Origin of the sequence: Blautia massiliensis (ex Liu et al. 2021), from assembly GCF_052064225.1 — a bacterium.
In the GTDB taxonomy this organism is placed as follows: Bacteria; Bacillota; Clostridia; order Lachnospirales; family Lachnospiraceae; genus Blautia_A; species Blautia_A fusiformis.
On record NZ_JBQHWA010000032.1, the window covers coordinates 19462 to 34542 of the forward strand.

Annotated in this window: 11 protein-coding genes and 1 pseudogene; 10 read left to right on the forward strand and 2 right to left on the reverse strand. The window is 42.4% G+C overall.

Going from position 1 to position 15081, the window contains the following annotated elements; all coding sequences use genetic code 11:
• Nucleotides 1–170: 170 nt before the first annotated feature.
• Complete coding sequence (locus ACTNDQ_RS12440; RefSeq protein WP_441064742.1) at nt 171–2168, reverse strand: oxidoreductase; 1998 nt, start codon at nt 2166–2168, stop codon at nt 171–173.
• Nucleotides 2169–2554: 386 nt separating this feature from the next.
• On the opposite strand from ACTNDQ_RS12440, the gene ACTNDQ_RS12445 reads away from it, so the two are divergent.
• The 8 genes and pseudogenes from ACTNDQ_RS12445 to ACTNDQ_RS12480 form a co-directional block, all read left to right on the forward strand.
• The gene (locus tag ACTNDQ_RS12445; protein ID WP_092069605.1) at nt 2555–3058 is read left to right on the forward strand and encodes an NUDIX hydrolase; all 504 of its coding nucleotides are present in this window, start codon (nt 2555–2557) and stop codon (nt 3056–3058) included.
• Nucleotides 3059–3368: 310 nt separating this feature from the next.
• A complete protein-coding gene (locus ACTNDQ_RS12450) occupies nt 3369–3734 on the forward strand; it encodes a BMC domain-containing protein (protein ID WP_015527035.1) in 366 nt (121 codons plus the stop codon).
• 11 nt (nt 3735–3745) lie between these two features.
• Nucleotides 3746–4177: a BMC domain-containing protein gene (locus ACTNDQ_RS12455; protein ID WP_044961969.1), complete on the forward strand. Its 432-nt coding sequence runs from the start codon at nt 3746–3748 to the stop codon at nt 4175–4177.
• Between the two features lie 18 nt (nt 4178–4195).
• Nucleotides 4196–4726: a EutP/PduV family microcompartment system protein gene (locus tag ACTNDQ_RS12460; protein WP_022426452.1), complete on the forward strand. Its 531-nt coding sequence runs from the start codon at nt 4196–4198 to the stop codon at nt 4724–4726.
• Nucleotides 4727–4855: 129 nt separating this feature from the next.
• Nucleotides 4856–5038 carry a hypothetical protein gene (locus ACTNDQ_RS12465; RefSeq protein ID WP_279198551.1) on the forward strand — a complete coding sequence of 61 codons (183 nt, stop codon included), beginning with the start codon at nt 4856–4858 and terminating at the stop codon, nt 5036–5038.
• On the forward strand, nt 5031–6482 hold the full coding sequence (locus ACTNDQ_RS12470) for an alanine/glycine:cation symporter family protein (RefSeq protein WP_441064743.1): 1452 nt from the start codon (nt 5031–5033) through the stop codon (nt 6480–6482). The genes ACTNDQ_RS12465 and ACTNDQ_RS12470 overlap by 8 nt, the downstream gene beginning before the upstream one ends.
• A 3-nt stretch (nt 6483–6485) precedes the next feature.
• On the forward strand, nt 6486–8096 hold the full coding sequence (locus ACTNDQ_RS12475; protein ID WP_441064744.1) for an amidohydrolase: 1611 nt from the start codon (nt 6486–6488) through the stop codon (nt 8094–8096).
• Between the two features lie 231 nt (nt 8097–8327).
• Nucleotides 8328–8597 (forward strand): annotated as a pseudogene (locus ACTNDQ_RS12480) (DEAD/DEAH box helicase family protein); the annotation flags it as partial.
• A gap of 287 nt (nt 8598–8884) precedes the next feature.
• Here ACTNDQ_RS12480 and ACTNDQ_RS12485 read toward each other — a convergent pair.
• Nucleotides 8885–9748: an AraC family transcriptional regulator gene (locus ACTNDQ_RS12485; RefSeq protein WP_441064745.1), complete on the reverse strand. Its 864-nt coding sequence runs from the start codon at nt 9746–9748 to the stop codon at nt 8885–8887.
• Nucleotides 9749–9947: 199 nt separating this feature from the next.
• On the opposite strand from ACTNDQ_RS12485, the gene ACTNDQ_RS12490 reads away from it, so the two are divergent.
• Nucleotides 9948–12986 carry a glycoside hydrolase family 2 TIM barrel-domain containing protein gene (locus ACTNDQ_RS12490; RefSeq protein WP_441064746.1) on the forward strand — a complete coding sequence of 1013 codons (3039 nt, stop codon included), beginning with the start codon at nt 9948–9950 and terminating at the stop codon, nt 12984–12986.
• A 169-nt stretch (nt 12987–13155) separates the two neighbouring features.
• Nucleotides 13156–14553, forward strand: a complete 1398-nt coding sequence (locus ACTNDQ_RS12495; protein ID WP_278603850.1) for an MFS transporter — start codon at nt 13156–13158, stop codon at nt 14551–14553.
• The last annotated feature ends 528 nt before the right edge of the window (nt 14554–15081 follow it).

A 15081-nucleotide genomic window follows, 5' to 3' on the forward strand; every position in this document is an offset into this window, starting at 1 on the left:
ACCTCCCGCCACATAGATCTGAAGAAGCTGCGGACATTCTCCGGACGGCTGCGGGGGAGGAAGACGTGGAAAAACTATGTTACGGATCACCGAGTGAACTGTAACAGATTTATATACACTTTCCGGTAGAAGGATTGAAATATTCCCGGAAAGGGTATAGCGGAAAAATATTAAAGGTATCCCTTCTGCTCAAGAACGGTAAGGATATTGCGTCCTTCCTGGGTACCGTCAATGATTCGTCTTGCTCTCTGGCTGTCGCCGATGTTCATGATCTCAACATCCTCAGAAGAAAATTTCTCTGTAAGGTTCTGGTAAAGCTGTCCCTGAGCTCTCATTCCGAGACATACGAAGCCGTACTCAAATGGAAGCTCATAAGGCTCACCGTCGCCCCTGACAAGGAAGGAAGAATCCTTAACCTCAAGGAGAGCAGTTTTTGTAAGCTGATGTACATTGTGTTTTTTCATCATGGTCTTTGTGTCATTTTTGCTTACCGGGTCAAGATCACGTCCGATCTGATCCATCATCTCAACGATAGAGATGTCTGCGTTTCTGTCAGCAAAGAATTCCACAACATCAAGACCTACAGCACCGCCGCCTACAACAACAACCTTTTTGCCTTCCAGATCCTTCGGAAAATCATTAATGTGGCTGATCATACCAAGAATAGAATAAATATTATGGTTCTCGTTGTCAATACGATCCTTCAGTCCTGCGATCGGAGGCAGAAGCGGAGCGGAGCCGGTGGAGCTTACGATGATATTCGGATGGAACTTGCGGATGTTTTCCGGTGTTCCTTCTGTGTTTTTGAAGATGTAAAGATTATCAAGCTGTTCAGCACGATGCATGAGATAGTGCGGGAAATCAGCAAGACGGTTCTTTGCAGGGATCTTTGAGATCAGAGATGCAAGTCCGCCAAGCTCATTGCCTTTTTCCAGAAGGAAGGGATTGCATCCAACCTCTGCGGCTGTACAGGCAGCTTCCAGTCCGGCAGTGCCTCCGCCGATAACGACCACGTTGCAGTTTTTATTTACATGTTTTTTCTTATATACATCGCCCTCAAGAACAGATGGGTTTACAGTACAGCGGATCGGACGGTTTACACCGATACGGTTTCCGGCACAGCCAACGTTACAGGAGATACATTTGCGGAGGTCACACTCATGACCTGTGGCAACCTTGTTTACCCATGCAGGGTCTGCAATCAGACTACGGCCCATACCGATCAGGTCTGCATCACCGTCAGCCAGGATACGCTCAGCAACCTTCGGGTCACGGACATTACCCATGGAGATACATGGCTTGTTGAATTTTTCTCTTAAGGCCTTTGCCATGTAGGAACGCCATCCGTCCGGGAGATAATTTGCATCGATCTGGTACTGGATGGAACCGTTAAGTCCGCAGGAAACATCGAAGATATCAACCTCTTCCTGAAGATGATCCAGGTATTCCAGAGTATCCTCCAGTGTATTTCCGCCTTCCATCAGCTCATCCGCACTGAGACGGAGCATGATCGGGAAGAAAGGTCCTACCTGTTTTCTTACCTCATCGATGACCATACGGCAGAAACGGGTACGGTTCTCAACAGATCCGCCGAATTCATCGGTACGCTTGTTTGTAATCGGGGAGAGGAACTGACTGATCAGATAGGAGTGTCCTGCATGGATCTCTACTGCGTCAAAGCCAGCTGTCTGTGCACGTTTTGCAGCCTCACCGTATTTTTTTACGATGTGAAGGATCTCATCTCTGGAAAGAGGACGCGGGATCTCGCCGCCTTCTTTGGATGGAACGTCGGATGCGGAAACCGGCTGCATGTTGATCCTGGAAGAAACAGCGGAAGCTCCGGCATGGTTGATCTGGATCGCGATCTTTGTTCCGTATCTATGAATATTTTCACAGAATTTGAAAAGACGTGGCAGATAGTTGTCATGGTCGATGCGCAGCTGTGTGGTTCCGTTGGAGCCCTGCGGGGAATCGATACTTGCGTTCTCTACGATGATGAGACCTGTGCCACCCTTTGCACGCTGCTCATAATAATTGATATGAAGAAAACTCATTTCGCCGTTCTGTTCACCGTAGTTGGTGCCCATCGGCATCATAACAATACGGTTCTTGATAGTCATATTTTTAACGGTTAATGGGGAAAAAATATGCGGATAATCATTCTTCATCTGAAAAAAACCTCCCTGGTTATTTTAAATAGAATCGTTTGTTTGTGTTAATTATATAACAGAATAATCTATAAAAATAATTCATAATACGAGCAATATAATAAAAATAATCTATAGATTTTTGGATATCATCTTTCAGGCTGAAGGTACTTGCATGCTTATAATGTAAAAAAAACAGATGTAGAAGGACAACTGGTTACTGAGAACGGAGTGAACGGTAACGCTAACTGGAAAATGGTATCGGATCCAGGGGTTTACATATATGATTTTAACGTGTTATCATAACAAATAAAAAAGATACAGAAAACGGAGAAACGGGCAAGCTGAAACGGATCAAATGTAAGACTGTATTTCCGCGTTCTGTAAAAAGACAGGAGATAGATAAAATGGAATTCTGGGATATTTACGATGCAGATAAGAAACCGACAGGAAGGACTATGAAGCGCAATGACTGGTGTTTAAAAGATGGAGAGTATCATCTGACAGTTTTGGGCGTGGTAGCAAGACCGGACAAGACCTTTCTTATTACCAAACGTGTGATGACAAAGGCCTGGGCTCCGGGCTGGTGGGAGGTTTCCGGCGGTGCAGCCCAGGCAGGAGAGGCTTCCCGTGATGCAGTACTCCGTGAGGTGAAAGAGGAGACCGGACTGGACGCCAGTGAGGCAGAGGGTGGATACCTTTTTACATATAAAAGAGAGAACCCGGGGGAAGGAGATAATTACTTTGTGGATGTGTACCGTTTTGTCATGGATGTGGAGGATAAGGATCTGAAGCTTCAGACAGAAGAGACAGACGGATATATGTTTGCAACCCTGGAGCAGATCCGGGCGTTTGCCGCAGAGGGAAAATTCCTACATTATGACAGTATTAAGAAGGTGTTTGAGTTCTGAGCAGATTTCTGACTGGTTTTCCGCGAGGATTCGAAAATAAATGTTGTTTTTTGTGGATTTCTATTTTTAAAAACGTTGTTTTTTGACTTGTTTTCGAAGAATTGTCTTGACATTAAAATTGGTAAATAGTAAAATTAAATCAGATGAACTGCCAGACTGTTTTTTGACCATGAGCAGGTAGCAGAGCGGATTTCAAAGATCTGCCTGACTTTAGGAAGCTGTAAGCCGGATAAATGAAATCCGGCTTATAAAATTATCCAATATTATCAGATCGAGAATAATATAAAATTTTGAAAGCGAGGAATCATCAATGGCGGATGAACATAGAGATCAGATCAGAATCGTACAGGAAACCGTAGCCGGTAAGGAGATCACATTTGCCCATATCATGGGTGGTCCGGCACCTATCATATATCAGAAGCTTGGACTGAATCCGCAGGTGGACTATGGATCATCTGCAATTGGTATCATGAACATGACACCTTCCGAGTCTGCTGTGATCGCATCCGATATTGCTGTGAAGAGCGGTAATGTGTATCTTGGATTTGCAGACCGTTTTACAGGAACACTGATCATAACAGGAGAGATTTCCGATGTGCAGACTGCAATGGAGGAGATCGTGGATTATTTCCGTGATACTCTGGGATATGTAGTATGCAATATCACCAAGAGATAAGGAAGTGTACCATGGAAGAACGGATAACAAAGGAAGAACTGCTGGAGCGGCTGTTTCATGATGATTATGAGAACCTTAAGGGAAGAAGACTTCGGCTGACCCGGGTGAGAGTACCTGGAAAGGAGCTTTCCTTTGCACATGTTTTTACACCAAATGACAGATCGATATATGAGAATCTTGCGTTACATATCGGTGTTCATGAAGGTGAAGATCACAGAGGAGATGCCATCGGCATGGTCCGTGTCACCCCCTGGGAGGCAATCGTGGTTGCGGCAGATGTTGCAGTGAAGGCAGCTCATGTGGAAGTAGGATTTATGGATCGTTTCTGCGGGACGCTGATCCTGACAGGCGGTTTTACGGAAGTGATGACAGCTGTGGAGGAAGTGGTACGATTTTTCCATGAGACATTGAAATTCGATGTCTGTAAGATCCACAGAAGCTGAGGCAGGACGGGATAAAAAATGAAAAAAATTTTTCTGATGGGTCGAAGTGAAGCCGGCAAAACATCCCTGACACAGGCGCTTAAAGGGGAAGAGCTTCATTATCATAAGACTCAGTATACCAATACAAATGAAGATACTATTGATTCACCGGGAGAATATGCGGAATCCAAGCATTTCAGCGTAGGACTGGCCTGCTTTTCCTTTGAGGCGGATGTGATCGCTATCGTACAGGCGGCCAATGAGCCCTTTAACCTGTTCAGTGACGGCAGCAGGAATTTTCTCCTACGGCCGCTGATTGGGATCATCACCAAGGTGGATTCTCCCCATGCCAACATTCCCATGGTCAGACAGTGGATGGAGAACATGGGCTGTGAGAGGATCTTTATGGTAAATAACAAGACCAGGGAAGGCATCAGTGAGCTGATGGATTATCTGCAGGATGATCTCCCGACGCTTACGCTTGAACAGGCGAAATTCAAGCAGAGCCTTGGCCTTAACGAATGGGATTCCATGCCGGAAGGGGTGGAGTATCCGGAATCCATACGGTAAAATAGTAATATTCACGAAAAATGAATAAAAATACAAAATTCAAACAGAAAAAGTAGAAATTCCTCCGGAACTGTGATATACTGTCATTGTTTGGAAGATTCGTGGGCTGAAATGTAAGATCCCCAGAGCATGAAGGATAAAGAGGATAGAAACGGGGCTCGCAGATATATGGCAGAAGAGCTGTATTTCGGGAACACCGGGCATCCGTATCTGCCTTCATGTTCCGGGGATTTTTTATATTCTATACACAGATTTTCCGAATGGATGCAAAAGACAAAAAATAAGAAGGACAGGAGAGGAAAAGATGTTTGAATTATTTGAAAATCTGACCAACTGGCTCTGGGGACTGCCGTTGCTGATCACGATCCTTGCTACAGGCGTATATCTGACAGTACGTTCCGGTTTCTTCCAGTTTTGCCATTTTGGTTACATTGTGAAAAACATGTTCAGTAAAGAACGTCGCCAGGAAGGCGGAGATGACGGAAAGAGCCTGACACCGTTCCAGGCTATTTCCATTGCGATCGGAGGTACTGTTGGTGTATCCAATATGTCCGGTGTTGCAACGGCTATTGCAACAGGAGGACCTGGGGCATTATTCTGGCTCTGGATCGCAGCGCTTCTTGCCATGGTCATCAAGATGGCAGAGGTAACACTTGCTGTATACTACAGAGAGAAACAGCCAAACGGTGAGTACCAGGGAGGCCCGACCTACTACATGCAGAAGGGGCTTGGCGGAGAGAAAAAGCTTCCCTTCTGGAAACTTTTTGCAGTACTGTTCGGCGGCTGTATTTTCATGACATGGTTCATTACTTTGCAGAATTATACAGTATCAGAGGCTGTCGGAAGTACCTTCCACCTGCCGTACATCGTACCGTCACTTTTGTATGTGGCAGCGATCTATCTGATCATCATCGGCGGTGTAAAGAAAGTCGGCGTGATCTCTTCCTATATGACACCGATCATGTGCATGCTTTACATTGTAGGCTCTCTCGCAATACTGGTAGTGAATTTTGACAAGCTGCCGGAAACCTTTGGACTGATCTTCAAGGGTGCATTTACAACACAGGCGGCAGTCGGCGGATTTATGGGAGCCGGTGTTGCAACAGCAATGCGTCTTGGCTTTGCCCGTTCCGTATACAGCAACGAGGCAGGCTGGGGAACATCTCCAATGATCCATGCTTCCGCAAAGACAGACCATCCTGTAAAACAGGGACTGATGGGAGCATTTGAGGTATTTGCAGACACCATCGTAGTCTGCTCCATGACAGGTCTTGTCGTTATCATCACCGGCTACTGGAATTCAGGACTTCAGGGGTCAGAGCTGACACTGACAGCATTTGAGTCCGGAATGGGCTCTGTTGCGAGAGCATTGATCGCGATCAGTATTTTCCTTTTCGGACTGACAACATCAACCGGATGGTTCACCTACTACAGCGTGATTCTGAAGCACTGGCTGAAAAACAATCAGAAGGTTCTGAAGATCGCAGAGAAGATTTTTATCCTTGGAACACCATTATGGGGTCTTCTGGTCACAGTGCTTACTCTTTACGGAAACGGAACACCGGCACAGCTGTGGGTAATTGCAGACTTTACAACCGTATTCCCTACATTTGTAAATGTTGCCACATTATTTATCTTAAGTGGTACCTTCTTTAAACTGCTGAAGGATTACAAGGCGCGTTACATGGGAATCGGTAAAGTAGATAAGGATATGGCACTTTTCTACGAGGATAAAAAAGAAAAAGAGGAAAAATAAACAGTGGATACAATCTTTTTTAACGGATGTATAAGAACACTGGATGACAGTGAAAAAGTGGCAGAGGCTGTGGGAATCGAAAATGGCCGGATCGTTTTTGTGGGAACTGATAAAGAAGCGGAAGCTTTTTCCTGCAAAAAGCGGATCGACCTTAAGGGAAGGCTGATGCTGCCCGGTTTTGTGGATACACATATGCATATGCTGCATTATGCATTTGTGGAAAGATCTGTAAAACTGTTTGACTGCATAAGTGTTGAGGAAATGCTTGCCGCAGCAAAAAAAAGACTGGAGGAGAGCAAAGGTCAGAAGCTGACCTGGCTCTACTGCAGAGGCTGGAATGAGGAGCATTTTGATAAGCCACGCTATCCGCACAAGGATGAGCTGGATGCGCTCTCAACGGAAATCCCCATCATTATGGTGCGTGTCTGCGGGCATGTGGCTGTGTGCAACAGCTGCGGTCTGGAGCTTCTGAAAAAAATCCCGGAGTTCCCGGAGATTGAGAAGGAGGTTGACCTGGATACCGGACTTCTGAAGGAGAATGCAGTACAGTTTTATTCTTCCGTATTGGAAGCACCATCCCAGGAAGAAGTGGAAGACTACATCAAATACAGTGCGAAGAAGCTGAATGAATGTGGATTTACAGGTGTACAGTCCGATGATCTTGCCTCACTTCCGGGGAAAAACTGGCGTCGGATCATGGCCTCCTACAAGGCACTGGATGCCAGAGGAGAGCTGAGTATCCGCCATTATGAGCAGTGCCTTTTTGAGCGGGCGGAGGATGCGAAGGCTTTTATTGAGGAAGGATATCGTACCGGACAGAGGGGAGATCACTTTACTGTCGGACCAATGAAGCTGATCCAGGATGGTTCCCTTGGTGCAAGAACAGCGGCCATGAATGAGCCTTACGAGGATTCGCCGGGAAATACCGGGATCATCACATTCAGTCAGGAGGAGCTTGACGATCTGTTTGCTTTTTTTGACCGGCATCAGATGCAGGCAGCGGTACACTGTATCGGCGATCGTGCCATGGATATGGTCATTGAGGCAGCTGCGAAATCTCCTTACCGGAAGGATAATAAAAAGGGCAGACATGGTATCGTACATTGCCAGATCACCAATCCGCGTATTTTGCAGGGGATGAAAGACCAGGATCTTCTGGCATATATCCAGCCGGTATTTATCGATCTGGATATGAACACAGTGGAACCTGCCATCGGCGCACACCGTATGGATAAGGTGTATGCATGGAAGAGCATGCTGGATATGGGAATCCATACGTCCGGCGGTTCGGATGCTCCTGTGGTAAGCTTTGATGCCATGGAGAATATTTATTTTGCAGTCACCCGCAAAAATATCAGCGGTCAGCCACAGGAAGGCTGGATCCCATCCGAAAAAATGTCTGTAGATGAGGCGGTGAAGCTTTTTACAAAAAACGCAGCTTACGCTTCCTATACAGAAGACGAGAACGGAACCATCGAAGTGGAAAAAAATGCAGACTTCGTAGTTCTGGAGAAAGATATTTATAAGATTGATCCGGATGAGATCAAGACCACGAAAGTGGATATGACAGTTCTTGGCGGTGAGATCGTTTATGAGAGAAAAGTAGAAGAATGACGGCAGTATAAAAAGAAAAAAGTGAGAGGCAGAGTCTGAGTGGAGCAGGCTCTGCCTTTTTTGTGTGGTGCAGTAAAAAGTATAGAACAAATATTCGGTTATCCTATACTTTTTTTACGCTGAATGCTATACTGTAAAAGCAACAATAATAAAGATAAAAGCACTCTCTTTACATATAGTAACAGGCAGTATTTACATATCCACAAATTTCAGAACAACAAGGAGAACTGTATGGATCATTTCAAATTACACTCCGAATACCAACCCACAGGAGACCAGCCTCAGGCTATCGAAAAACTGGTCAAGGGTTTTAAGGAAGGCAACCAGTTCGAGACTTTGCTGGGTGTCACAGGCTCCGGTAAGACCTTCACCATGGCGAACGTCATCGCCCAGTTAAACAAGCCAACTTTGGTACTTGCGCACAATAAAACACTTGCGGCTCAGTTATATGGTGAGTTTAAGGAATTCTTCCCTGAGAACGCAGTGGAATACTTTGTCTCTTAGCAGGGAATATTATGGAAGATCAGCAACGACTATTGAAAACAAATGCAAGATAGAGTATGGAACAGAGCAAGGATTAGCAGCACTGATTTATGGAGAAAAAGGGTTAAGCTCGTTGCCAATATAGGATATTGCAGGGGAGCATATAGATGCAGATAATGAGTACATGTATTACTATTCGGTTGAATTTATAAAATAGCACTAATAAAAAGAAGAGGATGTCACGTAATCTGCTTTGATTCGTTGGCATCCTTTTTTGACATTTAGTTTTTATGACATTATAGATTTCATAACCTATTTCTTATTTTTCGGTATTCTCTTGGCGAATATCCTTTCAGCTTGTGAAAAAGCCGACTGAAATAAAGCTGGTTATCATATCCGACAATCCTAGAAATCTCATGGATGGAATAAGTTGTTGTTTCAAGTAACATCTGAGCATTGTTGATGCGGATTCCCACAATGAATTGCATTGGTGTAGAACCGGTATATTTTTTGAAATTTCGGATAAACCAGCTGACACTCATGCCTCGTGAGGCAGCATAATCATCAATATTGATATTTTGATTGTAGTTTTCACTGAAAAAGGTAACAGCATTATCCATCTCATGATCAAGGTATTCATTTTTTAATATGTGCTCTCTTGTCAGTTCCCGGTGGAAACTGATCAGAAGATGACGTAGCAAAAGGACAAGCATTTCCTCATAATTGTCTTGACAGCGTTGCAGCTCGATAATGATACGTTTGAAAATTTGTTCATATTCATTAGATGTACCCACTTGAAAGACACGTTCTTTATCCGGAAACCCATATTGACGTAAGATATTTTTCACATTGCTTCCTGTGAAGTGAATCCAGTATACTTCTGTCTTATCTTCTCCGTAATATTCATATTTTTGGAGTTCTTTCGGTCTGTACAGTACAATGTTGCCGGCTGGAACAATCGTTTCATTATTTACATTATCAAAATGAAAATGCCCACAACCAGCAGTGATATATATAATCTGATAATCCAGACGACCCTTTGGACGGTAGGTCGGAAGTTTGGGATGTTTGGAAAGACGGTAAGTACCACAGCTACCTACAATCAGCGGACGACTTTTGTCTTTGAAATCCATATGTGAGTGGTTCAAATAACCGGTGTTCAAATACATAGGACAGCACCTCTTTTCGTACTTTTTATCATTGTATCATTTAGTGCATATTTTGTCTAATCCAATTCATAGACATATTTTGCGAATTAGGATAAGCTATATATAGCATAACTAAGGAACGTAAACAAAAAGTAAAGTATAAGGTTTGCTTTAGGAAAACAAAGAACAAAAAAGTATATGTATTGGAGGAGAGCTATTTATGATCGTACCACGTTATTATGAAAATCTAAGCGTACTGCACGAAAACACAATGCCAGCCAGAGCCTATTATATTCCGGCATCCAGAAGAATGGATAACTTGGTGGAACACAGAGAAGAGTCAGATCGTATGCAGTTATTGAATGGAACTTGGAAATTCCAGTATTTTAACAGCATCTATGACATTCAGGATTCTTTCTTTGAGAAGAATTATGATACAGAAAATTTTGATGAGATTCAGGTTCCAAGTGTATGGCAGATGGCTGGATATGATACACACCAGTATACAAACATCCGGTATCCATTTCCGTTTGATCCACCATATGTGCCACAGGACATTCCGTGTGGAGCCTATGTACATACTTTTGAGTACAGTAGAGATGAGAAAGCGCCAAAATCTTTTTTGAACTTTGAAGGAGTAGACAGTTGCTTTTACGTATGGATCAATGGCTCTTACATAGGATACAGCCAGGTTTCGCATATGACCAGTGAGTTTGATGTTACCGATGTACTTCAGGATGGAATGAATACGGTGGCAGTGTTGGTAATGAAGTGGTGTGATGGTTCCTATTTGGAAGATCAGGACAAATTCCGTATGAGTGGTATTTTCCGGGATGTGTACATTTTGAAACGCCCAAAACAGGCAATCAGTGATTATCATATTAAAACAAGAATTGAGGATATGCTTGCGAAAGTAGAAATTGAAATGAAATTCTACTCTCCGTTAAATGTAAAAATTTCGATTGAAGATAGAAACGGAGCAGTTGTAGCACTAGGAAGTATTGCTGAAGAAGGAACAGCTGTATTAGAAATCGCAAGTCCGGAACTTTGGAATACAGAAAATCCATATCTATATAAACTGATTCTTGAAACAGAGAATGAAGTAATTGTAGATCACATTGCATTAAGAAAGATAGAGATTAAAGACCAGGTTATTTATTTAAATGGACAGAAGATTAAATTCCGTGGTGTCAATCGACATGATTCTGATCCGGTTACTGGATTTACAATCAATCCGGAACAGATTACAACCGATCTTACGTTAATGAAGCAGCATAATTTTAATGCGATCCGTTCCAGCCACTATCCGAACGCACCATTTTTCTATGAAATGTGTGACAAGTATGGATTCATGGTAATAGATGAAGCAGATATTGAAGCTCATGGTCCATTTATGATCTACAGAAAAGAAGACACTGATTACAATCGGTTCAAACGATGGAATGAGAAGATTGCAGATGGTCCGGTATGGGAAGAGGCAATCGTTGATCGCGTAAAACTCATGGTGGAACGTGACAAAAACCGTTTCTGTATTGTTATGTGGTCAATGGGAAATGAGAGTGCTTATGGCTGCAACTTTGAAAAAGCACTGGAATGGACAAAGAATTTTGATCCAGACCGTATCACACAATATGAGAGTGCAAGATACCGTAATTATGATGAAACATATGATTACAGCAATCTGGATGTGTACAGCCGGATGTACCCAGCGCTTTCCGAAATTCAGGAATATCTGGATAAAGATGGAAGCAAACCCTTCCTTTTGGTAGAGTACTGTCACAGTATGGGAAACGGACCTGGAGATTTTGAAGATTACTTCCAGATGATTCAGGATAATGATAAAATGTGCGGCGGCTTTGTCTGGGAATGGTGTGACCATGCGATTGCTCATGGAACTGCTGAGAATGGAAAGACTATATATGCTTATGGGGGCGACCATGGCGAAGAAATTCATGATGGCAACTTCTGTATGGATGGATTAGTATATCCGGACAGAACGGTACATACAGGACTTTTGGAATACAAGAATGTTTATCGCCCGGCAAGAGTTATTTCCTATAACAAAGAAAGCGGAGAACTGGTGCTTCATAACTACATGGATTTTGATGACTTGAAAGATTATGTGAAGATTAGTTATGAGCTGACACAGGATGGTCTTGTGATCAGCAAAGGCATACTTCCGGAGTTTTCTGTGGCACCACATGGGGAAGGAAAAACAAACCTGAAGATCAATGTTCCAGAGAATGGGAAATGTTATTTAAAACTTATTTACCATCTGAAAAAAGAATTGCCACTGTTGGATGAAGACCATATTCTTGGATTTGATGAAATTGAGGTAAGTAAAGAGGATACAAAATGTAAACTTGCAGAGAAATGGATACCAAAAACAGTAGTGGACTCTGAATTACAGGTAAATGAAAATGATACACAGATTCATATCAAGGGGCGTGAATTTGCTTATACCATAGACAAACGTACTGCACTCTTTACAGAGATGAAATTCGCAGGTCGGGAATATCTGAACCATCCGATGGAATTAAATATCTGGAGGGCACCAACAGATAATGATATGTACATCAAGTCTGAATGGAAGAAAGCCCACTATGATAAGGCTTACACAAGAGCCTATACGACAGAGGTTGTGCAGGGAAAACATGGTGTGAAGATTACAAGCCATGCTTCCGTTGTGGCAGAGACAGTACAGAAGATTCTTGATGTGACGATTACATGGAAAATAGAAGCTGCTGGAAAGATTGATGCAGATATTGCAGTAACAAAAGACGATGAATTCCCGGATCTTCCGAGATTTGGTGTGAGGATGTTCCTGGATAAAAAACTTTCAGCTGTAAGATACTTTGGAATGGGACCACAGGAAAGTTATTGTGATAAACATCAGGCTGCGAGCCACGGTTTGTACCGGGCAGATGTAGGGGATTTACATGAGGACTATATCCGTCCACAGGAAAATGGAAGCCATTATGATTGTGAATATGTAGAACTTAACAACAGCCGATATGGAATTGTGGCATCCGCAGAAAAGGCATTTTCATTCAATGCTTCTTATTATACACAGGAAGAACTTGAGAAGAAAACGCATAATTATGAACTGACAGAATCAGATAGTGTAGTATTTTGTGTTGACTATGCACTAAATGGCATTGGTTCTAACAGTTGTGGTCCAGTTGTATTGGAGCAGTACCGATTTGATGATGTATTATTCCGGTTCCAGTTTACACTGATACCGTATATAAAGGGATAATAAAGTTTCATGTAACCCGTAAACAAGGAAAGAGAGTCTGATTGTTATGTAAAGTCCGGATATACAGAGCAATCAGACAAAAACAGAGAAAAAACTAGAATTAGACATCATACTCTGTTAGACATCTTGAAATTCTAAGTGCGATGAAGATGAGGAGCAAAGAAATTCGATGGAAGAAAAAAAGTATTTGAAATGGTATAACAAAATTGGATATGGATCAGGCGATATTGCAGGTAATGTAGTCTATGCGTTCCTGACATCTTTTATGATGGTCTATCTGACGGACTCAGTAGGACTTGCTGCAGGTGTCGTAGGTACCCTGATTGCCGTATCAAAACTATTTGATGGTTTTACGGATATATTTTTTGGATCAATGATTGACAAAACACACAGTAAAATGGGAAAAGCGAAGCCATGGATGCTATACGGATACATTGGTTGTGCCATTACGCTGGTCTGCTGCTTTGCAGTACCGGTCAGCTTTGGAACAACGGCTAAATACGCATGGTTCTTTATCTCTTATACACTGTTAAATGGTGTGTTTTATACAGCAAACAATATTGCTTATTCAGCACTTACGTCACTGATTACAAAGAACAGCAAAGAGCGTGTGCAGATGGGATCTTACCGTTTTATTTTTGCGTTTTCAACAAGTCTTCTGATTCAGGCAATTACAGTTGGATTTGTAGATAAATGTGGTGGAGATGCTGCAGCATGGAGAACGGTTGCTATTATCTATGCAATCATTGGTCTTGTCGTAAATACGATTTCAGCACTTTCTGTTAAGGAACTTCCTGAGGAAGAACTTAACGAAGGAGAAGTAAAGGATGATAATGAAAAGTACGGAATGGTACAGGCATTCAAGCTTCTTGTTAAAAACAAATATTACATGATGATTTGTGGAACATATATTTTACAGCAGTTATATGGTGCCATGATTGGAGCTGGCATTTATTACATGACATGGGTACTGAAAAATAAGAATTTGTTTGGACAATTTGCATGGGCAGTAAATATTCCACTGATCATTGCCCTGATTTTCACACCGACATTAGTTGGTAAGTGGAAAGGTATGTATAAACTGAACTTAAGAGGTTATGTCTTAGCAGTCATCGGTAGAGCACTTGTTGTTGTTGCAGGATATATGGGCAGTGTTCCGCTGATGATGGCATTTACAGCTCTTGCAGCCTTAGGTCAGGGACCATGGCAGGGAGATATGAATGCAGTTATCGCATCCTGCTCTGAGTACACTTATCTTACACAGGGAAAGAGAATTGACGGAACGATGTACTCTTGTACTTCTCTTGGCGTAAAAATCGGTGGAGGTATTGGAACCGCTGTTGTTGGATGGCTGCTTGAGTTCAGTGGATATATCGGAACAAATGCAACTCAGCCGCAGTCTGCACTTGATATGATGCAGTTTATGTATCTTTGGCTTCCGTTAATCTTTGATGTATTGATTATGTTTGTACTTTCAAGAATGAATGTAGAAGATGCAAATAAAAAACTGAAAGCAGAAAAAGAAATTGCTGCAGATGAAGTAACAGATGCATCAGACATAAATTAGAATTGACAGGAGAAAGCGTTGTCTGGTCGTTGCTCGATGAGACAGTGCTTTTTTCTATATATAAAGTGATTGAACTGTATTTTGAAAATAAAAAAGGACCACTTCATTTTTGTGAAATGGCCTTAAGAAAATATTCAGTTTTCACAAAATAGTCCTTTTAGTATTTATACATGGTAAGGATGCTCAAAATATTCAGTGTAGAATACTAAAAGGTCATTCAGATATTTTTTTAGGTTGCTCATTTTAAACTGTACCCCTTGTCAAGGACATTTTGAATTAGTGTAGTGCCTATTTTTTAGACATCTACACAAAACTGATATCCCTGATTTTGGACATTCCTTTGCCGAGTTATCCACATAAGTGGACACATGATATTTGATGTGCCCACAGAATAGGACAAACCGGATTGATATGATATTCAGTTAAGTTTTATTTTTCAGAATTTATATGAACTGCTGTTTTGCCAAGCTCTTTTGACTCTTTCTGGATGGCTGGCGGGGCAGGTGCATTCGGGATATCCAGAGGATA